24 protein-coding genes are annotated in these 24404 nt (G+C 72.9%); 12 read left to right on the top strand and 12 right to left on the bottom strand.

Translation table 11 applies throughout. The annotated features are described in order from the left end of the window. Positions 1-26 precede the first annotated feature (26 nt). Genes ACZ466_RS51160 through ACZ466_RS51150 form a run of 3 tightly spaced genes read right to left on the bottom strand, consistent with a single transcriptional unit; the run spans position 27 to position 2258 of the window. A complete protein-coding gene (locus ACZ466_RS51160; RefSeq protein WP_378282865.1) occupies positions 27-269 on the bottom strand; it encodes a lipoyl domain-containing protein in 243 nt (80 codons plus the stop codon). Next, positions 262-1269: an alpha-ketoacid dehydrogenase subunit beta gene (locus ACZ466_RS51155; protein ID WP_378282866.1), complete on the bottom strand. Its 1008-nt coding sequence runs from the start codon at positions 1267-1269 to the stop codon at positions 262-264. The genes ACZ466_RS51160 and ACZ466_RS51155 overlap by 8 nt, the downstream gene beginning before the upstream one ends. 8 nt (positions 1270-1277) lie before the next feature. After that, complete coding sequence (locus tag ACZ466_RS51150; protein ID WP_378282867.1) at positions 1278-2258, bottom strand: thiamine pyrophosphate-dependent dehydrogenase E1 component subunit alpha; 981 nt, start codon at positions 2256-2258, stop codon at positions 1278-1280. 333 nt (positions 2259-2591) lie between these two features. Between ACZ466_RS51150 and ACZ466_RS51145 the strand changes: the two genes are divergently transcribed. Both ACZ466_RS51145 and ACZ466_RS51140 read left to right on the top strand, forming a co-directional pair. Further along, on the top strand, positions 2592-3053 hold the full coding sequence (locus ACZ466_RS51145) for a Zn-ribbon domain-containing OB-fold protein (RefSeq protein WP_378282868.1): 462 nt from the start codon (positions 2592-2594) through the stop codon (positions 3051-3053). Continuing rightward, positions 3035-4231 carry a thiolase family protein gene (locus ACZ466_RS51140; RefSeq protein ID WP_378282869.1) on the top strand — a complete coding sequence of 399 codons (1197 nt, stop codon included), beginning with the start codon at positions 3035-3037 and terminating at the stop codon, positions 4229-4231. Before ACZ466_RS51145 ends, ACZ466_RS51140 begins: the two co-directional genes overlap by 19 nt. 29 nt (positions 4232-4260) lie before the next feature. On the opposite strand, the gene ACZ466_RS51135 is transcribed toward ACZ466_RS51140, so the two are convergent. Continuing rightward, positions 4261-5157: a helix-turn-helix transcriptional regulator gene (locus ACZ466_RS51135; protein WP_378282870.1), complete on the bottom strand. Its 897-nt coding sequence runs from the start codon at positions 5155-5157 to the stop codon at positions 4261-4263. 200 nt (positions 5158-5357) lie between these two features. On the opposite strand from ACZ466_RS51135, the gene ACZ466_RS51130 reads away from it, so the two are divergent. From ACZ466_RS51130 to ACZ466_RS51105, 6 genes are all read left to right on the top strand, one after another. Next, the gene (locus ACZ466_RS51130) at positions 5358-6563 is read left to right on the top strand and encodes an amidohydrolase family protein (protein ID WP_378282871.1); all 1206 of its coding nucleotides are present in this window, start codon (positions 5358-5360) and stop codon (positions 6561-6563) included. Further along, the gene (locus ACZ466_RS51125; RefSeq protein WP_378282872.1) at positions 6560-7834 is read left to right on the top strand and encodes an amidohydrolase family protein; all 1275 of its coding nucleotides are present in this window, start codon (positions 6560-6562) and stop codon (positions 7832-7834) included. The genes ACZ466_RS51130 and ACZ466_RS51125 overlap by 4 nt, the downstream gene beginning before the upstream one ends. A gap of 7 nt (positions 7835-7841) precedes the next feature. After that, entirely contained in the window at positions 7842-9062 is a 1221-nt protein-coding gene (locus ACZ466_RS51120; RefSeq protein WP_378282873.1) for a CaiB/BaiF CoA transferase family protein, read from the top strand. 11 nt (positions 9063-9073) lie between these two features. Then, positions 9074-9844: a fumarylacetoacetate hydrolase family protein gene (locus tag ACZ466_RS51115; RefSeq protein WP_378282874.1), complete on the top strand. Its 771-nt coding sequence runs from the start codon at positions 9074-9076 to the stop codon at positions 9842-9844. An 86-nt stretch (positions 9845-9930) separates the two neighbouring features. Then, positions 9931-10179 (top strand): hypothetical protein, encoded by a 249-nt coding sequence (locus ACZ466_RS51110; RefSeq protein ID WP_378282875.1) that lies wholly within the window; start codon positions 9931-9933, stop codon positions 10177-10179. 74 nt (positions 10180-10253) lie between these two features. Then, positions 10254-11063 (top strand): helix-turn-helix domain-containing protein, encoded by an 810-nt coding sequence (locus ACZ466_RS51105; RefSeq protein WP_378282894.1) that lies wholly within the window; start codon positions 10254-10256, stop codon positions 11061-11063. On the opposite strand, the gene ACZ466_RS51100 is transcribed toward ACZ466_RS51105, so the two are convergent. Next, complete coding sequence (locus ACZ466_RS51100; RefSeq protein ID WP_378282876.1) at positions 10978-12147, bottom strand: globin domain-containing protein; 1170 nt, start codon at positions 12145-12147, stop codon at positions 10978-10980. The genes ACZ466_RS51105 and ACZ466_RS51100 overlap by 86 nt on opposite strands. A 600-nt stretch (positions 12148-12747) precedes the next feature. Between ACZ466_RS51100 and ACZ466_RS51095 the strand changes: the two genes are divergently transcribed. The 3 genes from ACZ466_RS51095 to ACZ466_RS51085 are packed head-to-tail and all read left to right on the top strand — an operon-like array spanning position 12748 to position 15349. After that, positions 12748-13500 carry a gamma-glutamyl-gamma-aminobutyrate hydrolase family protein gene (locus tag ACZ466_RS51095; RefSeq protein WP_378282877.1) on the top strand — a complete coding sequence of 251 codons (753 nt, stop codon included), beginning with the start codon at positions 12748-12750 and terminating at the stop codon, positions 13498-13500. A gap of 4 nt (positions 13501-13504) precedes the next feature. Further along, positions 13505-14494: an alpha/beta hydrolase gene (locus ACZ466_RS51090; RefSeq protein WP_378282878.1), complete on the top strand. Its 990-nt coding sequence runs from the start codon at positions 13505-13507 to the stop codon at positions 14492-14494. A gap of 48 nt (positions 14495-14542) precedes the next feature. Continuing rightward, positions 14543-15349, top strand: a complete 807-nt coding sequence (locus ACZ466_RS51085; RefSeq protein ID WP_378282879.1) for an enoyl-CoA hydratase/isomerase family protein — start codon at positions 14543-14545, stop codon at positions 15347-15349. A 26-nt stretch (positions 15350-15375) separates the two neighbouring features. Here ACZ466_RS51085 and ACZ466_RS51080 read toward each other — a convergent pair whose 3' ends face one another. After that, on the bottom strand, positions 15376-15822 hold the full coding sequence (locus tag ACZ466_RS51080) for an SRPBCC family protein (RefSeq protein ID WP_378282880.1): 447 nt from the start codon (positions 15820-15822) through the stop codon (positions 15376-15378). A 241-nt stretch (positions 15823-16063) separates the two neighbouring features. Here ACZ466_RS51080 and ACZ466_RS51075 point away from each other — a divergent pair, with 241 nt between their 5' ends. After that, positions 16064-17017 carry a TAXI family TRAP transporter solute-binding subunit gene (locus ACZ466_RS51075; protein WP_378282881.1) on the top strand — a complete coding sequence of 318 codons (954 nt, stop codon included), beginning with the start codon at positions 16064-16066 and terminating at the stop codon, positions 17015-17017. Here ACZ466_RS51075 and ACZ466_RS51070 read toward each other — a convergent pair. From ACZ466_RS51070 to ACZ466_RS51045, 6 genes are all read right to left on the bottom strand, one after another. Continuing rightward, a complete protein-coding gene (locus tag ACZ466_RS51070; RefSeq protein ID WP_378282882.1) occupies positions 17008-18387 on the bottom strand; it encodes a sensor histidine kinase in 1380 nt (459 codons plus the stop codon). The two genes, ACZ466_RS51075 and ACZ466_RS51070, sit on opposite strands and share 10 nt — an antisense overlap. Continuing rightward, entirely contained in the window at positions 18384-19052 is a 669-nt protein-coding gene (locus ACZ466_RS51065) for a response regulator transcription factor (RefSeq protein WP_378282883.1), read from the bottom strand. Before ACZ466_RS51065 ends, ACZ466_RS51070 begins: the two co-directional genes overlap by 4 nt. A 20-nt stretch (positions 19053-19072) precedes the next feature. Further along, positions 19073-20419: an MFS transporter gene (locus ACZ466_RS51060; RefSeq protein ID WP_378282884.1), complete on the bottom strand. Its 1347-nt coding sequence runs from the start codon at positions 20417-20419 to the stop codon at positions 19073-19075. A gap of 164 nt (positions 20420-20583) precedes the next feature. Further along, positions 20584-21768 carry an acyl-CoA dehydrogenase family protein gene (locus ACZ466_RS51055; protein ID WP_378282885.1) on the bottom strand — a complete coding sequence of 395 codons (1185 nt, stop codon included), beginning with the start codon at positions 21766-21768 and terminating at the stop codon, positions 20584-20586. A 153-nt stretch (positions 21769-21921) separates the two neighbouring features. Further along, positions 21922-23502: an RtcB family protein gene (locus ACZ466_RS51050; protein WP_378282886.1), complete on the bottom strand. Its 1581-nt coding sequence runs from the start codon at positions 23500-23502 to the stop codon at positions 21922-21924. A 188-nt stretch (positions 23503-23690) separates the two neighbouring features. Next, entirely contained in the window at positions 23691-24281 is a 591-nt protein-coding gene (locus ACZ466_RS51045; protein WP_378282887.1) for a TetR/AcrR family transcriptional regulator, read from the bottom strand. Between the last annotated feature and the right edge of the window lie 123 nt (positions 24282-24404).

Raw genomic sequence — 24404 nt, 5'->3', positions numbered from 1 at the left:
GGCATCAACCTCCTCTGCTGTGCGGATCAGCCCGGGGAACGGATCGTGCCGATCTCGGCGCCGATCTCGTAGACGGTCCCGACGGCGCCGCTCCAGTGCACCGTGCCGGACGCGCCGGCCTCGATCTCGGAGTCGACCTTGTCGGTCGCGATGACGAACAGCAGCTCGCCCTCCCGGGCCTCCCCTCCGTCCGGGACGAGGAGCTCGACCAGCTCCGCCTCGGAGATCGCGACCGAGACGCGCGGGATCCGGACCGTGAAGTCAGCCACGGGCACCCGCCCGAGCCGCCGGCGCCAGCGTCCGCTCGGCGGCCGCGACGACGCGGTCGGCGCTCGGATAGATCTGCGACTCCAGCGCGGGCGGCGCCGGGTTCGGTACGAACCGGGCCCCCACCCGCTCCACCGGAGCCTCCAGCACGTCGAACAGCTCGCGGTGCAGGATCGCGGCGATCTCCGCTCCCGGCCCGGCGAACCGCACGGCGTCGTGCACGACGACGGCCCGTCGCGTGCGGCCCACGGACTCGACCATCGCCGGCACGTCGAGCGGGACGAGGGTGCGCAGGTCGAGGACCTCCGCGCTGACGTCCCCGGCCTCGAGCGCGGCGGCCGCGTCCAGCATCTCCACCACGCCGCGGCCGTAGCCGATCAGCGTCACGTCGGTGCCCGGCCGCTTCACCTCGGCCTCGCCGAGCGGGATCGCGAACTCCGGGTCGACCGGCACCATTCCGCGCCGGCCCTGGAGCCGGATCGTCTCGACGAAGACGCACGGGTCGTCGTCGAAGATCGCCGAGGTGAGCAGGCCCTTGCCGTCGCGCGGGGTCGAGGGCACGATCACCTTGAGGCCGGGGATGTGCATGAACCACGCCTCCAGCGACTGGGAGTGCGTCGCCCCGGTGCCCAGGCCGCCGTAGACCTGCGTCCGCACCGTGATGGGCGCCGCGGTCCGCCCGCCGGTCATGAACCGCAGCTTCGCGCCGTTGTTGACGAGCTGGTCGGCGGCGATCCCGATGAAGTCCATGATCATGATCTCGGCGACCGGGCGGAACCCCTCCATGGCGGCGCCGACGGCCGCGCCGACGATCGCCGACTCGGAGATCGGCGTGTCGAGCACCCGGTCGGCGCCGTACCTGGTCGACAGCCCCGCGGTCGGGCCCGTGGCGCCCGGATCGGCGATGTCCTCACCCAGCAGGAAGACGCGCTCGTCGCGCGCCAGCGCCTGGTCCAGCGCGAGGTTCAGCGCCTCGCGCATCGTCATCCGTCGTTCTTCCACGTCCACCTCTATTCGGGGCAGTTCCGGGCGTCGGCGTAGACGTCCCGGTCGAGTTCGCCGGCCGGCGTGGCCGGCGCCGCCAGCACGGTGGCCAGCGCCTCCTCGACCGTCCTGACCGCGGCACCGTCGATCTCGTCGAGGTCGCGCCGGCCGCAGATTCCGGCCTTGATCAGGCGCTCCCCGAACAGGGGCACGGGGTCGGCGTCCATCGCGGCGGCCAGCCGCCCGTCCGGCATGTAGGCCATGGGGTCGCCGAAGTAGTGGCCCCGGAACCGGAAGGTGACGCAGTCGAGGAAGGTCGGGCCGCCGGTGCGCGCATGCTCCACGGCTTCGCCCAGCGCGGCGGTGACGGCGAGGGGGTCGTTGCCGTCGACGCGGACGCCCGGCATCCCGTAGCCGCCCGCCCGGTCGGCCAGCCGCTCGATCCTCATCGTGTGCTCGGTCGGCGTCGACTCGGCGTAGCGGTTGTTCTGGCAGAGCAGCACGATCGGCAGGTCCCACAGCGCCGCCATGTTCGCGGCCTCGTGGAAGGAGCCGGTGTTGGTGGCCCCGTCACCGAAGCTCGCGACGACGACCCGGTCCAGGCCCTTGCGCCGCGCGGCCATCGCCAGCCCCACCGCGACGGGCGGTCCGGCCCCCACGATTCCCGTCGACAGCATGACACCGGATTCCGGGCGGGCGATGTGCATCGTCCCGCCCTTGCCCCGGCTCGATCCCACCTGGCGGCCCAGCATCTCGCCGTAGATCTCCACCAGCGGCACGCCCTTGCCGATGAGGTCGTGCAGCCCCCGGTAGGTCGTGACCAGCTGGTCGTTCGGGCGGAGGCACACGCCCATCGCGGCGGCGATGGCCTCCTGCCCCCGTGGAGGCCAGTAGACGCAGACGAGCTCGCCCGAGGCGATCCCCTTGCTCAGGCGATCGTCGGCCGCCTTCATGAGCGTCATCAGCTCGTACAACCGGCGCTGCGGTCCGGAGCCGGCGGTCACCATCGATCATCAGCTGCCCTGTGAGGCATTCCCGTCCTCCTGGTTCACCCCGACGCGGTCTCGGATCATCATCAACACGGCCGGACCTCGGTTGTCTTTGCGCGCTCGGCCAACTGCTTGCCCCTTTCGGCCGCCGCGGTCGCGTGGCCGCCGCGGGCAATGATTTGGCCGGGCGCGAGAAGACGGGCGCGGGCAGACGCTCGATCCTGGAGAGCACAGCGACCGCGGACGGGCGGGAAAGAAGGACGGTGCGAACAGGCGTGCGAGCGAACGACTCGGTACGGCACCGCCCGTTCGCGGGCATGCCTCGCGCGGCGAGGCGCGACCGTGGATGAGGTGACCGACGCGGACGTCTTCGCCGCGTTCCCCACGGTGCCCATCGACCGGGACAACATCGAGCACTACCGCGGGCTGCTGGCACGGAGGCTGCTGATCAACCGCTGCTCGGAGTGCGGCCGCTGGGTGTACCCGCACCGGCCGCTGTGCCCGCGGTGCTGGTCCTGGGACGTGGTGCCGACCGAGGTGAGCGGTGACGGTTCCGTCTTCATGCTCACGCTGATCCATCAGGCGCGCGATCCTCGCGCGGACCCGGGGACGCCGGTGGCGGCGGCCGTCGAGCTCAGCGAGCAGCGGGGCCTGCGCTACCTGGCGCCGCTCGTGAACTGCCCGCTCGACGACATCGGGCTCGACATGCCGGTCCGGCTCACCTGGATCGAGCGCGACGGGCTCGCCCGCCCGGCGTTCGAGCCCGCTGAACGCGACCGAGAACGGGAGCAGGGATGGCCCGCAACCCGCTGAGGGACGGCATCGCCGTGGTCGGCGTCGGGTCGACGCCCTACGGGCGCGATCTCGCGCGCACGGAGTTGTCCCTCGGCCTCGAAGCGGCGATCAACGCCGTCCGGGACGCGGGCATCGGCCTCCAGGAGATCGACGGCATCTGCGGCAGCGCCATGGACCCCATGGCGGGCGGCGCCGGTTTCCTCGCGCTGCAGGGCGCGCTGGGGGTCGAGAGGGCGACGTGGGTCATGAACGGCTGGCTCGGCTCCTGTTTCGTCCACGCCGCCGAGGCCGTGTTCTCCGGGCTCTGCGACGTGGCGCTGGTGGTTCAGGTCTACACGCGCGGGCCGGGGATGTCGCGGTCCGCCGCCCAGGACCCGTTCCGGCGGCGGGCGGCCGAACTGAAGCGCGGCCCGGTCGGAAGGGGCGACTTCGCCCGCCGCTGGTTGCACAGCGCCGAGGTGTACGCCGCCTGGGCGGCGCGCTACATGCACGACTTCGGCGCGTCCAAGGACGTCTTCGGACGGCTCGCGGTGAACAACCGCACCCACGCCTCGACGAACCCGAACGCGCTGCAGCGCACCCCCATCACCATGGACGACTACCACGCGTCCCGGATGGTCTGGGAACCGCTGCGACTGCTCGACATGGACTATCCGGCCGACTGCGCCGAGGCGCTGATCATCACGACCGCCGAGCGGGCGCGGGATCTGCGGGCCAGGCCGGTGTACGTCGAGGCGATGTCGCTCGGCGGCACCCGTGTCGGCGAGTTCTACGAGAACAGCCTGGGCTGGACGGAGAACGCGGCGTGGGTGGCGATGGACGGCGCCTGGCGTCGCAGCTCACTCACGGTGGACGATCTCGATCTGTTCTTCCCGTACGACGGTTTCACCCTCAACGCCGTCGCGCTCACCGAGGCGGCCGGCTTCTGCGGGCCCGGCGAGGCGAGCGAGCTGTTCGAGTCGTCCTGGGACGCGGAGCGGAACATCCTCCGCCTGCGCGGGCGCACGCTGGTCAGTACCAACGGAGGCGGTCTCTCCCAGGGGCGCGCCGGCGGCTTCAACTTCTACGCCGAAGCGGTACGCCAGTTGCGCGGGACCGAAGGCGATCGCCAGGTCCCGGGGGCCAGGACGGCGCTGGTGTGCCCGGGCGGCAGCTTTTTCCATGAGCCCGCCGTCGTCATTCTCCGGGCCGACTGACACGGTTCCGCGTCCGCCGGCCGTCGCCGTCACACCGCCCTGGGGATGTCGCACTGGTGGGACCACCGCCGGACCGAACGCGCGGCCAGCTCGGCCGTCCAGGACTCCGCCGTCGCGGTGGCGGCGTGCCCGGTGCGGATCCGCCGGCGGTACGCGGTGGGCGTCTCGCCCGCGTAGCGCCCGAAGGCGCGGGTGAAGGCGCTCACGCTCTGGAACCCCACGGCCACTGCGATCGTGAGGACGTTCTCGTCGTCCTCGGCGAGCAGCGCCATCGACTTGAGCAGCCGGCTTTCGAGAAGGTACTGGCGCCAGGACATGCCGGTCGCGGCGGGGAAGGCCCGCCGCAGCGTTCGCTCGGAGGTCCCGACCGCGGCGCAGACCCGCTGCAGGGTCACCTCGGCCAGGTTCTCGTTGGTGTAGTCCATGGCCGCGGCGATCAGCGGGTCCCGGGTGGTCGGCAGGCACAACGGGGTCTCGTGGTCCAGCCATTCGACGACGAGGTAGGCCAGCGCCTCGAAGAAGGCGCCGGCCATCGGGTCGGTCGTCTCGCGGCCGATCGGCCACCGCTTGGCGTAGAGGATCATCTCCCGGATCACCGGTGCGGCGGCGAGGATCCTGACCCGGTCGCCCGCCGCGAGCCCCATCTCGGGGGCGAAGAACACCGAGACCGCCTTGACGTGGGTGAGGGTGGTGCTGTGCTCCACGCCGGCGGGGATCCACACGGCCTGCTGCGGTGGCAGGAGGTAGCGCGCCGTCGCCGTCTCCACCTCGGCGATGCCCTCGAAGGCGTACTGGAGCTGGTGGAGGTCGTGGGAGTGCCAGCCGGTCACCGCCTCCGCACCCACTTCGAGGGAGTAGGCGCCGGCCTGGATCGTCGGGTTGGCCGGAAGAGACAAAGGAGCGTCCCACTGTGCAGGGGTGGCCATGAACGGACCGTACCCCAGCTCCTGTCCGGAAGCGACCGCCCGGTTTCGCGCGTCCGGCCAGCCGCGCCGGGCGGGGGACCGGGTTGGCCGTGCAGGGCAAGGATTTGGCCGAGCAAGCCGAGACACCCGCCGCGGCACCGCCGGATCCTGGGAGAACGACGGCGAAGGCACGCCGTGGAAGCGATGAGCAGGAGGTCGATGTGCCGGCCACGGTCGATCTGATCATTGATGCGGACGCTCACATCACCGAGCCGCCGGACGTGTGGACGGCCCGGGTGCCCGCGCGGTACCGCGACGAGGTTCCGCAGGTGGTGCGCCAGGGCACGGCCGACACCTGGGTGCTCCACGGGGAGCGGCTCGCGCCGGTCGGCGCGACCGCCGTGGCCGGTTGGCCGACGTTCCCGCCGGACTACCCGCAGACCTACGAGGACTGCCATCCGGGGGCGTACCAGGCGGACGCGCGGTTGCGGTACATGGACGAGGCGGGCATCTGGGCCCAGGTGCTCTACCCGAACGTCGGCGGCTTCGGCAGCGAGAACTTCCTGAAGCTGAACGGCGAGGAGCTGAAGCTGCTGTGCGTCTCGGCGTACAACGACTTCCTCGTGGAGTGGTCGTCGGCGGACGCGCGCCGGCTCCTGCCGGTGATCGCCACGCCGTTCTGGGACATCGACGCGACCGTGCGGGAGATCGAGCGCTGCGCGCCCCTCGGCGCCCGCGGCATCCTGTTCACCGGCGAGCCCCAGCGCTACGGGCTTCCGGTGCTGGGGGCGCCGCACTGGAACCCGCTGTGGGAGGCCGCGCGGGCGACCGGGCTGCCGATCCACTTCCACATCGGCAGCGCGGGCGACACGCTGGAGCTGTCGACCCCGGAACGCTACGCCGAGCACGGCATCGAGGGCGCGCAGGCCTACACGGCGGTGAGCCTGTTCATGAAGAACGGCGTGCAGTGCTCCGACCTGATCACCTCGGGCGTGCTGACGCGCTACCCGGAGCTGAAGTTCGTCTCGGTCGAGAGCGGGATCGGATGGCTCCCGTTCATGCTGGAGGCCACCGACTACAGCTGGCTGGGCGCGTTCCGGCCGGGTCGTGAGCGGCAGCCGGGGGACGTGCTGCCCTCGGAGCTGTTCCGGCAGAGCGTCTACGTGACGTACTGGTTCGAGTCGGTGGCGCCGACGCGCTACCTCGACCTGATGCCGCTGGACAACATCCTGTTCGAGACCGACTTCCCGCACGTCACATGCCTCTACGACAACATCCAGGAAACGATCGACTCCGGCCTCGGCCACGTCGAGGCCGGGACGCGCCGGAAGATCCTCTGGGAGAACGCCGCACACCTGTACCGGATCGAGGAGCCGCCGGAGTCGTGGCGGCGCGACCTGGACTCGCCGAAGGAGGAGGTCCGATGAACAAGGACGACATGATCCTGGTGAGCGTGGACGACCACGTGATCGAGCCGCCCGACATGTTCGACGGCTTCATCCCGGCCAGGTACGCCGACCGGGCCCCGCGGCTGGTGTCCGACGACGTCAGCGACAAGTGGGTCTTCGTTGAGGGCGAGGCGCGCAGCTCGGCGCTGAACGCGGTCGCCGGCCGCCCGCCCGAGGAGTACGGCCTCGAACCGATGAGCCTCAAGGAGGTCCGGCGAGGCTGCTACGACGTCCACGAGCGCGTCAAGGACATGAACGCCAACGGGGTGCTGGGCTCGCTCAACTTCCCCTCGATGGCCCGGTTCTGCGGGCAGTTCTTCGCGAGCCGCGCCAAGCAGGATCCCGACCTCGCGCTCGCCGTGGTGCGCGCGTACAACGACTGGCACATCGAGGCCTGGTGCGGCGCCGAGCCGGGCCGGTTCATCCCGTGCACGATCCCGCCGATCTGGGACCCCCACCTGATGGCGGACGAGATCCGCCGCACCGCCGCCAAGGGCTCGCACTGCGTCAGCTTCTCCATGAACCCGCACGCCCTGGGCCTGCCGTCGCTGCACAGCGACCACTGGGACCCGTTCTGGGCGGCGTGCCAGGAGACCGGGACGGTCGTGACCATGCACATCGGCTCCGCGTCGGTCGACGTGCAGACCTCGCCGGACGCGCCGATGAACGTCCGCATCACCTGTTCCGGCATCAACATCTACTCCACCGCCGCCGACCTGGTGTGGTCCCCGATCTTCCAGAAGTTCAGGGGAGTCAAGGTCGCGCTCGCCGAGGGCGGCATCGGGTGGATCCCCTACTTCCTGGAGCGGGCGGACTACACCTACGAGCACCACAAGGCCTGGACGCGTCCCGACCTCGGCGGGCGCCTGCCCAGCGAGGTGTTCCGCGACCACATCATCACGTGCTTCATCGTGGACTCCTTCGGCGCCCGCAACCTCGACGCCCTGAACGAGGACATGGTCACGTGGGAGTGCGACTACCCGCACTCCGACAGCACGTGGCCGAAGTCCCCCGAAGTGGCCCACGCCATGCTGGACGGCCTCACCGACGAGCAGATCGACAAGGTCACCCATCTGAACGCGATGCGGCTGTTCTCCTACGACCCGTTCTCGGTCCGCCCCCGCGAGCGGTGCACGGTCGGTGCGCTGCGGAAGGAGGCCGAGGGCCACGACGTCTCGATCGTCGCCCGCGGCACCGCGGAGCAGAAGAGGACGACGGTCGGCGACTTCGTCGGCAGCGCGGGACGGTGACGGCGCTATGACGGCACGACCGCTGGACGGCGTGCGGATCGTGGAGGTCGCCTCCCACGTGTTCGTCCCCATGTCCGGGGCCGTGCTCACCGAGTGGGGCGCGGAGGTCGTCAAGGTCGAGCACCCGGAGACGGGTGATCCGTACCGGGGGCTCGTCACGGCCGGCATGCGCAAGCTCCACCACGGCGCCGACGTCCAGTTCCAGACCACCAACCGCGGGAAGCGCTCGGTCGGGATCGACCTGAAGAACCCGGACGGCAGGCGCCTGCTGTCCAAGCTGCTCGCCTCGGCGGACGTGTTCGTGACGAATCTGCGCCCCGGCGGGCGCCGGAACCTGCGCATCGACGTCGAGGACGTGCGCGCCGACAATCCGTCGATCATCTACGTGAGCGGCACGGCGTTCGGCCCCCGCGGGCCCGAGGCCGGCCGGGGCGGGTACGACTCGGGCGCGTACTGGGCCCGCAGCGGAATGCAGCAGCTGTTCACCAGGCCCGGCGACGAGTGGCCGGCCTCGCCCAGGCCCGCGTTCGGCGACGTGGTCGGCGGGCTGACCATCGCCGGGGCCATCGGGACCGCGCTGTACCGGCGCGCGACCACCGGCGAGCCGTCCACCGTCGACACCTCCCTGCTCGCCGCGGGCCTGTGGCAGGTCCAGATGGACGTGATCAACGCCTGCGTCAGCGGGCCGGGGGCCGTGCGGACGCCGCCGGACCGCTACGAGGTCCCCAACCCGCTGATGCAGGCGTACCGCACGGCCGACGGCCGGATCATCGCGCTGCAGATGCTCGCCCCCGAGCGCCGCTGGCCGGATCTGTGCGAGGCGATCGGCCGGCCGGAGATGGCGGCCGACCCGCGTTTCGCCACCATGGAGGCCCGGAAGGAGAACGCCCGGGCGTGCGTCGGGTGGCTCGAAGGCGTCTTCGCCGAACGCGACCTCGACGAATGGTGCCGGGTGCTCGCCGGCTTCGAGGGCGAGTGGGTTCCGTCGGTGCGTCCGGACGAGCTTGCGGACGACCCGCAGGTGCGGGCCAACGGCTACCTCGCCGACGTCGACCTCGGTAACGGCCACTCGGTGCCCATGGTGGCGGCGCCCGTGCAGTTCGACGGGCACCCCGGCTCTCCCGCACGCGCCCCCGAACACTGCGAGCACACCGAATCGGTGCTCCTCGAGCTGGGTCTCTCGTGGGAGGAGATCGGCGCGCTCAAGGACGGCAAGGCGATCAGCTAGAACGGAGGCCGATGAAGCTTCTCGCACGCGCCGTCCTCGGTGACGGCTGCCGCTTCGGCGAGGTGGCCGGAGACCGGTTCCTCGTACTGGAGGGCGACGTCTTCGGCGAACCCCGCCGGAACGGGCGGTCACTGCCCAGGAAGGACCTGGCGCTGGGCCCGCCACTGGCCGGTGTGCGGCTCGTGAACGTGATGGGCGGGTTCCTGGAGCCGGGCACGACCCGGCCTCCGGAACGGCAGCCGCTGTGGCTGCCCAAGGCCGTGAACTCGGCCGGCGGTGACGGGGCGGAGATCGTGTGCCCGTCGATCCTGACCGGCCCGATGCAGATCGAGTCCGAACTCGCCGTCGTCGTGGGCCGGCCGTTGAGCAAGGCGTCACCGGCCGAGGCACGGCAGGCGATCTTCGGGTGGACCGTGTTCAACGACCTGACCGCCCCCGAGTACGGGGCACTCGGGTTCTGGGCGGTGGGCAAGTCGATCGATGGATTCGCGTCATGGGGGCCGTGGATCCGCCGCGACCTGACCGAAGAGCGGGTCATGGAGGGGCTCGCCATCACCGCCACGGTCAACGGCGTGCGGGTCCAGTCGGGGAACACCAGGTACTTCTGCTTTTCCCCGAGCGAGATGCTCAGCCACATCAGCCACCGGATCAGCCTGTTCCCGGGCGACACGGTCGCCCTGGGCACCCCGCCGCCCGCGGCCGACGTCGCCGTCGGCGACCACGTCGCCTGCGAGGTCGAGGAGATCGGAGTGCTCCACAACCACATCGTCGCGGAGCCCTGAGGAAGCGCCCCTTCACCGTCGCGGACCACCGCGCCGACCACGACGACCGCTCACCTGCCCGACCGCGCCTCTTGAGCATCCTGCTCGTGATCGAGCTCTTCGAGACCACGATGGCGATCGCGGCCATCCCCACCTTCATGAGGGTCTTCGACGCCGACGCCGCGGCGGTCGGCTGGACCACCGCCGGCGTCGCCTCGGCGACATCTTCGGCCGCAAGAACGTTTACCGACCGCAAGCTGCTGCTGACGACGCTGATCCTGCGCGAGACGCCAGGCGGCAAGTCGGCCTGGGTTGGCTCCCCGGTTGGCTCCCTTCGGCCCAGAACACGCGCCTGACCAGGACCTGGCGATTACCGGGGAGGTAATCGTCGGCATGACCAGGGGCGGATAGCGTCGGGTTCGTGACGACGATGACGACCTCACTCAGTGATGTGCGGCCGGTGGGCGAGCAGTTGCGGGCCTGGCGGCAGCGGCGCCGGCTCAGCCAGCTGGAGCTGGCCTCGGACGCCGATGTCTCCACCCGGCACCTGAGCTTCGTGGAGACCGGGCGGTCGGCGCCCAGCCGCGAGATGGTGCTGCGGCTGGCCGAGCACCTGGACGTGCCGCTGCGCGACCGCAATCTGCTGCTGGTGGCGGCCGGGTACGCGCCCGTGTACGCCGAGACCTCGATGGCCGAGCCGCGGATGGACTCGGTCCGCGCGGCGCTGCGGCAGGTCCTGCGGGGGCACGAGCCGTACCCGGCGGTGGTCGTCGACCGGTTCTGGAACCTGATCGACGCCAACGCGGCGTCCGCGTTCTTCATGGAGGGCGCGCCGCCCGAGTTGCTGGAGCCGCCGCTGAACGTGCTGCGGCTGAGCATGCATCCCGCCGGGATGGCCCGCAACATCGTCAACCTGGGGGAGTGGCGGGCGCACATGATCGAGCGGGTGCGCCGCCATGTGGCGCTCACGGCCGACCCGTCGCTGGCGCAGCTGTACCGGGAGTTGCGGGACTACCCGGGGGCGGAGGAGCCGGCGGCCGGCCCCGTCCCGGTGACGGCCGGGGACGGGGTCGTGGTGCCGCTGCGGATCCGGTCCGGTGACAGCGAGCTGTCGTTCTTCAGCACGGTCGCCACCTTCGGCACGCCCATCGACATCACCGTGGCGGAACTGGCGATCGAGTCGTTCTATCCGGCGGACGAGGCGACGTCGGTGTTCCTGCGGGAGCGCGCGGGCTGGTGAACTCGGCCTCCAGCGGGTCGTGGTGGATGCGGGCGGGCGGCACGTCCAGCCGGTGGAGGGCGTCGACCGTGCTCCTGACCATCTCGACCGGGCCGGCGACGTAGACCTCCCGCTCGTCCAGGCCGGGGACCTCGTCGAGGACCGGCGGCCCGTCGGAGATCATCGGGGTGATCTGGAGGCGGGGGTAGGCGGAGGCCAGTGCCAGCAGGTCGGGCAGGTCGTAGAGGTCGCCTTCGGTGCGGGCGGCGGCCACCAGGTGGACGCCGCGGTCGCGGGAGGAGACGGCGACCCGCTCGGCCATCGCCTTGAGCGGGGCCAGCCCGGTGCCGCCGGCGACGAGGAGGAGGTCGCGGCGCGAGCCGGGGTCGAGGGTCATGCCGCCGAGCGCGGGCCCCAGCAGCACCGAGTCGCCGGGACGGGTGTGCCGGACCAGCGCCCCGCTGACCCATCCTCCGGGCACCGCGCGCACGTGCAGGCGCAGCGTCCCGTCGGGGCGGGGCGCCCCGGCGAGCGAGTAGGGCCGCCAGATCCGCGGCCACCGCGACACCTGCACGGGGACGTACTGCCCGGGCTCGAACGGCAGCGGGCGGGCCGGGCGCAGGGCGAGCACGGCCAGGTCGCCGGAGCGGCGGTCGTGCCCGGTGACCTCGGCGACCCACCAGGCGGGGGACCGCTCGGCGTCCCGTTCCGCCGCCGCGATCATGATCTCGGCGGCGGAACGGTAGGCGGCGGTCCAGGCTGCCTCGGCCTCGGGCGTCCAGACCGTCCCGCCGAACTTGCGCAGCGTGGCGATCAGGGCCGTGCCGACGGCGGGGTAGTGCTCGGGCAGCACCCCGTACCTGCGGTGGCCGCGGCCGAGCCGGCCCAGCGTCTCGGCCAGCGCGCCGGGGCTGTCCGCACTCCAGACCATGGCGGCCAGGGCGTGGAAGAGCCGCCGGCGCTGGACGTCCATGGCGGGCGGGAACAGTGTTCGGAGACGGGGTTCGGCGGCGAACAAACGGCCGTAGAAATAACCGGCGGCGTCATCCGCGACGGGTTCCAGCCAGGTAAAGCTTTCTTTGATGATGTGCGGTTCCCAGGACATTCGCCAAGCTCGCCTCCCGGCCCTTTTCGGTCATCGGCTCGCGGGTTCCGCTGATTCCGGCGCGCGCGGGGTGCCCGGCTCGCTGAGATTCTCGCACCGGAAGAGCCTGGTCCTCAACACGTTCGGCGGAAGGATCACCGCGTCGTGACGCTGGGTGAAGTGATCTGGATTCTCCGTGACGGGGCCGTATTGCGGCGGGCGAAGAATACTCGTCGGTATCGGTGGGATGCCGGCGACTCGGTGATCAAACGCGGATAAATGCCATGAAAGGAAGGGGGAATGGGTGTGTTGAGCGTTACCTGCCCGCTGATGTCCGGGGCCTGTTGTCATGGGGGAGAGTTCTCTACCCTTGGAGGAGATTTCTGATTCGCCGGTCGAGGCGCGCGGCCGCCGGCGTGCGGGAGCGGGTCCGCCCGCGGCGGCGGCGACCTAGGCCCATCGGCCTGCGCGTGTCAAGGACGTGCGGCAGGCTGGCCCGTACGAGGCCGGGGGAGGGCCGGTCCGAAAACCGGGGTCATGCGACATGATGACCCGCGAGGCGGTGCGACCACCGCACCCGTGAAACGAGCCGTGGCCGGCGCACAACGGGAGGGACCAGGCATGCGAGAGGCGACCCGCGGTGCTCCGGGCGGTTCCGGCGACGCCGCCCACGCTCCACCGCTGATCGGCATCACGAGCTATCTCGAACCGGCCCGCTGGGGAGTGTGGGTGCGGGAGGCGGCGCTGCTGCCCGCGCCGTACCCGCGCGCCGTCGAGCGCTCGGGCGGCTTCCCGGTCATGCTGCCGCCGACCGCCGGCCTGCGCGGGCTGGACGCGCTCGTGGCCCGGCTGGACGGGATCGTGTTCGCCGGCGGCGGCGACGTCGACCCCGAGCTCTACGGCGCGGAGCGGCACCACGAGACCGGCCCGCCGCAGCCGCAGCGCGACCGCTTCGAGCTGGCGCTGATCCGCGCCGCGATCGACGCCGACCTGCCGTTCCTGGCGATCTGCCGGGGCATGCAGGTGCTGAACGTGGCGCGCGGCGGCTCGATCATCCAGCACCTCCCCGACGCCGTCGGCCACCAGGGCCACGCCCCCAGCCTCGGGATGGTCGGGCACCACCGCGTGCAGATCGACCCGACCAGCACCCTGGGCAAGATCCTCGGCGACTCCTCCGACGTGCCCACCTACCACCACCAGGCCGTGCACCGCCTGGGCAAGGGGCTGACCCCGGTCGCCCGCGCCGACGACCACGTCGTGGAGGGCCTGGAGCTCCAGGGCCACCGGTTCGGGCTGGGCGTGCAGTGGCATCCGGAGGAGGGCGACGACCGCCGCCTGTTCGAGGCGCTGGTGGCCGAGGCCTCCGGACGCTGACCCGGTGGCGCCGTTGCATCCGCAGACGCGCAGGTACCTGGAGTTCCTGCGGGCCTGGACGGAGCCGGAGGAGGCCGCGAGCGCGGACGCCCGCGACGGTACGGACGGGGACTGGTGGGAGCGGTCCATCGAGAAGATGCGCCGCCAGGTCGGCGCCGTGCTCCCCCTGGAGCGCCGAGAGCTGCCCGAGGTGCGGGATGTGACCGTGCCCGGCGAGGACGGCCCCGTGCCGCTGCGGCTCTACCGTCCCGAGGGCCGCTCGCCGCTGCCCGCGCTGGTCTACCTGCACGGCGGGGGATGGGTGGTCGGCGGGCCCGAGAACGTGGACGCCGCCTGCCGCGAACTGGCGGCAGAGGCCGGCTGCGCGGTCCTGAACGTCGACTACCGGCTGGCGCCCGAGCATCCGTTCCCGGCCGCCGTCGAGGACGCCTGGGCGGTGACCTCCGCCGCCATCGCCGAGCCCGGGCGGTTCGGCGTGGATCCGCGGGCGGTGGCCGTCGCCGGTGACAGCGCGGGCGGCAACCTGGCCGCCGCCGTCGCGCTCATGGCCCGCGACCGGGGCGTCCGCCTGGCCCACCAGTTGCTGGTTTACCCGGTGACCGACACCGCCATGGACACCCCGAGCTACGCCGCGTACGGCCGGGGCTACGGCCTGGACGCCGAGGGGATGGCCCGCAACCTGGAGCTCTACCGCGGCGGCGCCGACCCCGCCGATCCCCGCCTGGCGCCGCTGCGCGCGCCCGATCTGGCCGGGGCCGCGCCCGCCACCGTGATCACCGCCGAGTACGACGTCCTGCGGGACGAGGGCGAGGCGTACGCGCGCCGCCTGACGGAGGCCGGGGTCCCGGTGGAGCTGCGCCGCTACGAGGGCGTGGTGCATTCCTTCTTCCTGCTGCCCGATCTGTTCGACGCCGGGGCTGAGGCCATGGAGTTCGCTGTGCGACGATTGCGCGCGGCGTTCGCCGCCTCGCCCCGGCGTGACAGCGCCGTGTGAGCGGCGGGCGGCGGACGCGGGAGACGCCGAGCGAGCGGGAGGAACGGCATGGGCGACGCCCGGGACGGCAGGTACGGCGCCTACGAGCGGCTGAAGATCGACTGGGCGGGGCCCGGGATCCTGCGGATCACGCTGAGCACGCCGGGCAGGCTCAACGCCGTGGACGCCGCCGGCCACCGCGAGCTGGCCGGGATCTGGCGGGACGTGGACGCCGACGACGAGGTGCGCGCGGTGCTGGTCCGCGGCGAGGGCACCGCCTTCTCGGCGGGCGGCGACCTGGCCATGATCGAGGACATGATGGACGACCACGCGGCCCGGGCCCGGATCATGCGCGAGGCCCGCGACATCGTGATGAACGTGATCAACTGCTCCAAGCCGGTGGTGAGCGCGATCCAGGGCCCGGCCGTGGGGGCGGGCCTGGCGGTGGCGCTGCTGGCCGACATCTCGGTGGCGGGCCGCTCCGCGAAGATCATCGACGGGCACACCCGGCTGGGCGTGGCGGCCGGAGACCACGCCGCGATCGTGTGGCCGCTGCTGTGCGGGATGGCCAAGGCCAAGTACTACCTGCTGCTGTGCGACGCCGTGACCGGCGAGGAGGCCGAGCGGATCGGCCTGGTGAGCCTGTGCGTGGACGACGACCGGGTCCATGAGCGGGCGCTGGAGGTGGCGGGCCGCCTCGCCGGGGGCGCCGCCGAGGCGATCCGCCACACCAAGCACGCGCTCAACAACTGGCTGCGGCTGGCGGGCCCGTCCTTCGACGCGTCGCTGGCGCTGGAGTTCCTGGGCTTCACCGGCCCGGACGCGCGCGAGGGCGTCGCCGCCGTCCGCGAGAAGCGCCCGCCGAGGTTCACCTGACCGCGTCGGCCTGAGCGTCGGCGCGGTCAGCCGAAGCGCTTGCGGAGGGCGCCGATGCCGGTGGCGTAGATGCCCGTGGCGAAGGTCTTCTCCATCGCCTCCCGGTCGGCCGGGTCGGTGCTGAACTCGCCGGACCACTCCACGAACGACTGTCCGGTGTCGGTCACCGGCGCCACCCGGATCCGGCTGCGGCCCTCCCGCACCGGCAGCGGGCATTCGAGGACGTCGTAGGTGTAGGTGCGGCCGTCGTCGTCCAGGCTGCTGAGGCGTTCGCGGAACACCGAGTCGCCGGGGCCGATCAGGCGGCGCACGCAGCCGACCCGGTCGGCGGGGCCGCCGTCCTCGATGACGCCGGTCTCCACGCCCGGCATCCATTCCGCGAGGTTGGCGAAGTCGCGCAGGTAGGACCACACCTCGTCGGCGGGGGCGTTGAGCACGGCGCTGGCGTAGGAGCTGGCGTGGGACTCGGTCATGGGACGTTCTCCTCGGCTGCGAGAGAGCGCGGGGCGGGGTGGAAGATCGCTGCGTCCCATGCTGGGCCTTGGGTGTGATCCAGGCAACACCTCCGGGGGGCGTTCACCCGACCGAATGTGATTCGGAAAGATGGGGGCCCGGTCCCGCCCTCGGGAGGATCGCACGTGCTGCCCGGTGATCTGGCCCATCGCGCCGCCGCGCTCTGGCCGGGCGGGTGACCGGGGTGGGTAGCGTACGGGCATGGCCCCGTCCCGCAGGACCCTGTTGCGCGCCGCCGTGCTCTCGGCGGCCGGCGCGGCGTCCCCCGCGGCCGCCGGGTGCTCCTCCGGCGACGGCGGCGGGACCGTGCTCAGGCTGGCCACCGGTGGCCGGGGCGGCCCGTACGAGGCGCTCGGCGCCCGGCTGGCGGCCGAGCTGCGCCGCCACGGCTTCACGGTGCGGGTCCTCCCGACCGCCGCCAGCGTGGCCAATCTCGGCCTGCTCGCCGAGGGCCGCGCCGACGTCGGCTTCGCGCTGGCCGACAGCGCCGAGGACGCCGTGCGGGTGCGGCGCCTGCCCGTCGCCGCCCTCGCCCGCCTCTACATGAACTACGTGCACCTCATCGTCCGGGCGGACTCGCGGATCAGGACCCCGGCGGACCTGGCGGGCCGTACGGTGTCGATCAACGCCGGCGGGTCCGGGACGGCCGTGACCGCCGAGCGGATCCTGGCCGCCGCCGGCGCCGCCCGCGCCCCGGGCCGCCGCACCCGCGTCCTCCGGCTGGGCCTGTACGAGTCGATCGAGGCCCTGCGCAGCGGCCGGATCGAGGCGTTCTTCTGGTCGGGCGGGGTGCCCACGCCCGCGCTGGAGGAGTTCCGGCGCGGGACGCCCATCCGGCTCATCGCCCTCGACGGCCTGGTGACGCCGCTGCGCCGGGCCCACGGCCCGCTGTACGAGGAGGCGTCGGTGCCGGCCCGCTCGTACGGCCTGAGCGGCCCGGTCGCCACGGTCGGGACGGCCAGCCACCTGGTCTGCCGCATGGGGATGGCCGCACGGCACGCCCGCGCGGTGACCAGGATCCTGTTCTCCAGCCGGGACCGGCTCCGGGTCCCCGACGCGCCCGGCGGCAGGCTGGACGAGCGCTACGCCATCGGCACCGGCTCGGTGCCCCTGCATCCGGGCGCCGCGGCCTACTACCGCTCCGTCTACGGCTGAGCGTCCCGCCCGTGCCCGTGGTCGCCGTTGGGGCCGCCGGGCAGGGTGAGGCGGACGACCAGCCCGCGCGGCCGGTTGGGGAGCAGCTCCAGCGTCCCGCCCGACCTGCCGGCCAGTTCGGCGGCGATGGCCAGGCCCAGGCCGCTGCCCGGGACGTTGGCGTGCTCGCCCGAACGCCAGAACCGGCCCAGCGCCTCCCGCCGTTCCGCCTCCGGCAGACCGGGGCCGTCGTCGGAGATCCGCAGCACCCGGCCGTCCAGCCGGACGGTCACCGTGCCGCCCTTGGGCACGAACTTGTGCGCGTTGTCCAGGGCGATGTCGGCGATCCGGGCGGCCGCGTCGGGCACGGCCGTCACGTGCGCCGTCTCCGGCAGGCTGGTCTCCAGCGCCAGGCCCCGGGCCGCGAAGACCTCCCGCCAGCCCTCCAGCCTCGGCCGCAACTCGCCGACGACCTCCACGTCCCGCACGACCGCGCCCGCCTCGACCCTGGCCAGCGCGAGGAGGTCCTCGACGAGGGCGGCCAGCCGGTCCACCTCGGCCAGGGCCTCCTCGTACTCGGCCGCGCCCGCCGCCTCCAGGTGCGGCTGGAGGTTCTCCAGGCGCAGCGACAGCACGGTCAGCGGGGTGCGCAGTTCGTGCGAGGCGTCGGCGACGAACGCGCGCTGCCGTTCCAGGGCGGCCGAGACCGCGTCGGCCATCGCGTTGAACCGCTCCTTGAGCCGCCGCAGCTCCGAGGGGCCCACGTCCGGGCTGGCGCGGGCCTCCATGTGACCCTCGGCGATCGCGCCGGTGGTGCGGTCGAGCTCGGTCACCGGCCGCAGGATCCAGCGCGCCAGCCCCCGGGCCGCCAGCGTCGAGCAGGCCAGCGCCGCCAGCGCGCCCAGCGCCAGGGCGCCCCACACCAGGCCCACGTCGCGGCGGGCGTGGCCGGTCGGGACGCGCAGCAGCACCGCGCCCGACAGCTGGGCGTCCCGGCCCGCCGGCTCGGCGATCATCACGGTGCCGGGTCCGAACGGGGTCACCGCCGGCAGGTCCTCGGTCGTGCGGCCCGACAGCGCGAGCCGGGTCGCGGTCCGGTCGTCGCCCGGCATCGCGCCCGCCTCGGCCAGCACCGCCCCGTCCCGGCCGCGGACCCGCACCGCCGCCCCGTACAGCTCGGCGTAGCGGGTGATCTCGGCGGTCAGCCCGGACAGGTCGCCCTCCCGGACCGCCTGGTCGGCCAGCTCGGCGAACCGGGTCGCGTCGGCGCGGCGGTCCAGCAGCAGCCGCCCGGTGCGGTGCGAGGAGTAGGCCAGGCCCAGCGGTATGGCCAGCCCCGCGATCACCAGCGCGATCAGGGCGGCGAACGTCGTGACGAGCCGCCGCCTCATGGCGCCCCGGTGCCCAGCCGGTAGCCGGTGCCGCGCAGCGTCTCCACCAGGCCCGGCCGGGCCGTCTTCGAGCGCAGCCCCGCGACGTGCACGTCCAGCGACCGGGACGCCGACAGCAGCGGATCGCCCCACACCGCGTCCAGGATCTCCTCCCGGCTGCGGACCACCCCCGGTTCCCGCGCCAGCAGCGCCAGCACGTCGAACTCCCGGCGGGTCAGGGTCACCGGCTCCCCGGCCACCGTGACCCGCCGGGTCTCCAGGTCGATCCGGACGTCCCCGGCCACGACCACCTGGTCGCGCACCGGCAGCGGCCGGGTCCCGCGCCGCGCCACCGCCTCCATCCGCGCCATCAGCTCCGCCGTGCGGAACGGCTTGACGAGATAGTCGTCGGCGCCCGAGCGCAGCCCGCGCAGCACGTCCCGCTCCTCGGTACGGGCGGTCACCACGATGATCGGCACCACCGACACCCGCCGCACCCGGCGCAGCGCCTCCAGCCCGTCCATGTCCGGCAGGCCCAGGTCCAGCAGCACGAAGTCGACGCCCCCCGCCAGGCGGAGGGCGTCGACGGCCAGGTGGGCGCGCACGATCTCATGACCGTGCCGGGCCAGCGCGGTGGTGAGCGCCCCGGCCAGCCGGTCGTCGTCTTCGACCAGGAGAACGCGCATGCGCCCAGGTTAGACGCGGCTCACACGCGCGCCGCCACCGGATCGGAGGCCCGGCCCGCGTCCTCGCCGCGCTCCCGGCGGGACAGCGCCGCGTCCCGGGTCTCCCGCATGAACAGGTACACCACCAGCGACACCGCGGCGCAGCCGGCGACGTACCAGTAGTAGCCCGACTCGATCTCGGCGTTCTTGAACCACAGCGCCACGTACTCGGCGGTCCCGCCGAACATCGCGTTGGCGATCGCGTACGGCAGCGCCACCCCCAGCGCCCGCACGTGGGTGGGGAACATCTCCGCCTTCACCACCGCGTTGATCGAGGTGTAGCCGGTCACGATGAACAGCCCGAGCAGCGACAGGGCCAGCGCCCCGGCGAACCCGTTCACCCCCGACAGCGCGGTCATCAGCGGCACCGTGCCCAGCGTCGCGCCGACGCCGAAGGTGATCAGCAGCGGGCGGCGGCCGATCCGGTCCGACAGCGCCCCGGCGGCGGGCTGGACGCACATGAAGACGAACAGCGCGCAGAAGCTCACCAGCGTCGCGGTCGACTTCTCCAGCCCGGCGGTGTTGGACAGGTACTTGGTCAGGTAGGTGGTGTAGGTGTAGTACGCCACCGTGCCGCCCATGGTGAGGGCGATGACCAGCGCGGCCTCCCTCTTGTACCGCAGCAGCTGGCGGATGGTGCCGCGCTCGGCGCCGGAGTGGCCCTCGCCGCCGTGCGCCTCCTCGTCGTAGGCCTCGGTCTCCAGCAGGTTGCGGCGCAGGTAGAACACCACGGCGGCGCCGAGCGCCCCGATGATGAACGGGATCCGCCAGCCGTAGGAGCCGAGCGCCTCCTCCGACATCGTGCGCTGCAGGACGATCTGCAGCCCGAGCCCGATGAGCTGGCCCGCGGTCATCGACACGTACTGGAAGCTGGAGGCGAACCCGCGCCGGCCGGGCGGGGTGGCCTCGGTGAGGTAGGTGGCGCTGGCGGCGTACTCGCCGCCGACCGACAGGCCCTGCAGGAGCCGGGCGACCAGCAGCACCGCCGCGCCGAAGTAGCCGACCGAGTCGTAGGTGGGGGCGATCGCGATCAGCAGCGCGCTGCCCGACATCAGCGTCACCGTCAGCGTGAGCGCCGCCTTGCGGCCCCGCCGGTCGGCGTACCGGCCGAGCAGCCAGCCGCCGATCGGCCGCATGAAGAACCCGACGGCGAAGATGCCGGCGGTGTTGAGCAGTTGCGCGGTCGGATCGCCCTTGGGGAAGAACGAGGCGGCGAAGTAGGTGGCGAAGCTGGCGTAGACGAACCAGTCGTACCACTCCACCATGTTGCCGACCGAGCCGCCGAGCACCGCCCTCCAGGGTGTGCGCGCGGGTGCCTGAGTCGTCACGGGGGGACCTCCTGCGGGAATCGTTGCAGGTGGGAGCCTCTCCGCCGGGGTGGCCTCCGTAAAGGGGGAGGGGGTGTTATCTAACCTGCGCTTAACACGGCGGAAACGGCGGCCTTCCGTTCCCGCCGTGCTCGGCGGCCCCGTGCGACCCGGTCCGGCCCGGCTCAGTACGATCGGGGCAGGCCCAGCTCGTGCTGGGCGATGTGGGCCAGCACCATCTCCTCGGCGACCGGGATGTTCTTGGCGATGCGCGCGTCCCGGAACATCCGCGCCACCGGGTACTCCAGGGAGTACGCCATGCCGCCGTGGGTCTGGAACGCGCGGTCGGCGGCCTGCCAGGAGGCGTCGGCGGCGGTGAGCTTGGCGACGTTGGCCTCCGAGCCGCACGGCCGTCCCCGGTCCCACAGCCAGGCCGCCTTGTAGGTCATCAGCCGGGCCAGGTCCAGCTGCGCCTTGATCTTGGCCAGCGGGAAGGCCACCCCCTGGTTGGCGCCGATCGGCTTGCCGAACGGCGCCCGCTCCCGCGCGTACGCGCAGGCGATCTCCAGGACCAGCTCGCCCGAGCCCACGCCCGCGGCGGCGGCCAGGATGCGCTCGGGGTTGAGGATGTCCCACAGGACGGCGAACCCCTGGTCGACCTGCCCGAGGACGCGGCCGGCGGGCACGCGGACCTCGTCCAGGAACACCGTGCTGGAGGCCACCGTGTTGGTGCCCAGCTTGGGGATCGGCTGGTAGGTGAGCGTGCCCTTGGCCACGGCCTCCTTGACGTCGACCAGCAGCACCGTGAACCCGGCGGTGCGGGGCTTGGCCTCGGCGGCCGGGATCGTCCGGGTGACCAGGACCATGTAGTCGGCCCGCTCGACCCCGGAGATCCAGATCTTCTGGCCGCTGACCAGGTAGTCGCCGCCGGGCTCGCGGCGGGCCTGGGTGGTGATGTTGATGGCGTTGCTGCCCGCGTCCGGCTCGGTGATGGCGAAGCAGGTCTCCAGCTCGCCGGCGGCGATCGCGGGCAGGAACTCCCGCCGCTGCTCCTCGGTGCCGTGCCGGGTGATGGTCAGGCCGCCGAACGCCGGGGTGAGCAGGTACATGAACGAGGCGGCGCCGCCCGCCCCGCCCGCCGCCAGGCTCTCCAGCGCCACCGCCAGCTCCAGCAGGCCCTGGCCCGCGCCGCCGTGCTCCTCGGGGATCGCCAGGCTGTGCCAGCCGCCCCGCACCAGCTCCCGCCAGACCTCCTCGGGCCAGCGCTTGGCGCCGTCGCACTCGTCCCAGTAGTCTTGGCCGTACCTCCCGGCGATCTTCGCCACGCCCTCGCGCACCGCGATCGCGCTCTCCGGCAGGTCGAAGTCCATGCGCGTTCCTCCGCAGCCTTGTCTCGCAGCCTGTCTCGCAGCCTGTCTCGCAGCCTTGTCTCGGCGGCCCGTCCAGCGGTCCGTGCGCACTACCGTAACCCACCGAGTAAGTGGGCACTGACGCAGGTGGTCCGGGACGTCGTCGGCGCACCGTCATCCCTTCACCGTCAGCAGCGGGCGCAGCTCGGCGACCGGGACGGCCACCCCGCCGCCGGCCAGCCCCGCCACCACCGGCCCGATGTCCTTGTACGCCCAGGGCGCCTCCTGCTTCAGGTCGCGCCGCCAGGCCGCCATCACGTCCGCGCGGCGGGCCACCACCGGGTCCCGGTGGTCCAGCGGCGTCACCACCCGGAACTCCCGCAGGAACGCCTCCAGCTCCGCGTCGTTCGCCCGCGCCGACGCGCCGCGCGGCACCCGGCGGCCGGCCCCGTGGCAGGCGCTGCCCAGCGTCCGGGGCTCGCCCAGCCCGCGCAGCACGAAGCTCGCCGCCCCCATCGACCCCGGGACGATCACCGGTTCGCCCCACATCGCGAACGGGCCGCCGACCGTGTCGGCGTGCCCGCCCGCGGGGGTGGCGCCCTTGCGGTGGACGACGCGGCCGTGCGCGAGGTCGCCGTCCGTGCCGCCGCCCTGTCCGCCGTCCTGTCCGCCGCCGTGCTGCCAGAACAGGTTGTGCGGCGCGTCGTACAGCGGGCGGGCGTCCGGCTCGCCGCACTCGGCCGCCAGCCCCGCGCGCATCGTCAGCGACAGGAAGAAGCGGTTCCCGAGCGCGAAGTTGGCGGCGTTGCCGAACGCGTCCAGGTAGCGCCGCCGGGCCGCGTCCGCCTCCGGGCGCCGGTCCGGCAGGAACGGCATGATCCCGTTGCGGGGACGGGGCAGCCCCGCCGGCCAGCCGGCGCGGAGCAGATCCAGCGCGGTGCCGCCGGCCTGGTGGCCCGGCGACAGCGACCCGCTGTGCGCCATCGTCACCACCGTGCCCGGCGCCAGGCCCCACGCGTGCGCCGCCGAGGCGTCGTGCACCCGCGCCACGTACTGCAGCTCCACGAAGTGGTTGCCGCCGCCGATCCCGCCGATGATCCCGTCGTTGCTGGGCTCCCCGGAGGCCCCGCCCGCGCTGCCGATCCAGTCGGCGAACGCGGCGGCGGTGCGGGCCGGGAACGCGCAGGCGTGCGCGCGGTCCACGCTGTCGTCGGCGTCGCCGGGGCGCAGCCCGGGCCAGCGGGCCGGGCCGGGCGCCAGCAGCAGCCCTGGCAGCCCGTCGCGCAGCAGCGCCTCGCGCTGGACGGGGGTGAGCGCGATCCGGCGGCCGCCCTCGAAGTACAGGTGGCGGAACCTGCGTTCGAGGGCGTCCAGGCGCGGCCGGACGGCGTCCACGTCCAGGGAGGTGACCTCCAGCCGCATGCCGCAGTTGACGTCGTTGCCGACCGCCTGCGGGATCAGCGCGTGTTCGGTCTCCACGACCGTGCCGATCGGGATGCCCGCGCCCTTGTGGAAGTCGGGCGTCAGCGCGAGCCGGGCTATGCGGGGCGCGGGGCCGTCGTAGCCGGGTGTGGCCTCGGCGAGCCGTTCGAGTGTCTCGGCGGTCTCCAGGACGGAGAGGACCTCGTCCACGGCCGCCGGTTCCAGGGGGACGTCCGGGCCCGCGCAGATCTCCACGGGGATGTCCCAGCGGTTGGGCAGGCGGAGCCAGTGGTCGTCGACGCGTTCCAGACGATGGTCTTGGCGTGCGTGCATGAGAGAGGGAGTTCCTTCGCTGCTGCTGGCGAACGGCCTGGAGGCAGGGGCCGATGGCATGGCAAGAGGGCGGGGCGGACCCGCCGTGGGCCTCCGGTTCAGCAGCCGCGAGGTGAGGACGAATCTAGCGCCGCCGGCCCAGGACGGGCCAGCGCTTTTCCGCACCCCGGCTCAGCACCGCATCCGGCTCACGTGTCGCCGGAGGGGGTTCCGCTGGAGGTGCCGAGGTAGCGCGTCACCATCCGGGCGATGAACTGCGCGACCCGTTCGGGCGGCTCGGACGGCAGCACCAGATGGCTCATCGTCAGCCGCACCGCCGCGTCGGCGATCTCCGCCATCTCCTCCCGCCGCATCTCCGGCCACTGCTGCAGCGCGTGGTCGACGATCCGCGCGCTGGCGGTGAACAGCACCGGCTCGGCCCGGGTCGTCAGCAGCGGCAGCAGCTCGTCGCCGCCCGCCCCGGTGAGCACCGCCTTCTTGATCGGGTCGTCGGCCGAGGTCTCCAGCGTGAACAGCACCGCCGCCTCGACCGCCGAGTACAAATCCTCGTGCTCGGACAGCAGCCGGTTGATGCCCTCCAGGTAGCGCTCGTTGTCGCGGACGACCACCGCCTGGGCCAGGCCCCACTTGTCGCCGAACTCGTTGTAGACGGTCTGCCGGCTCACCCCGACGGCCGCGGCCACGTCCCGCATCCGGACGCCCCGGTAGCCGCGCTGGACGAGCTGCTCGGCGGCGGCGTCCAGCAGGGCGTCCCGATGCGAAGGGCGAGCGGTGCTCATCGATGTTCCTCCAGGTGCCGGGGCTGAAGGCCGGTCCTCGCGCGTTCCGGGGCGGCCGCGGGGCCGCCCTCCGTCATTATCCTCCGGGTGCGGGCGGTGACGACGACCGGACACTGGACAGGC

Source organism: Actinomadura rugatobispora (assembly GCF_055379765.1).
The sequence above is the reverse complement of the archived record's forward strand: the minus strand, read 5'-3'. Positions and strand labels throughout refer to the sequence as shown.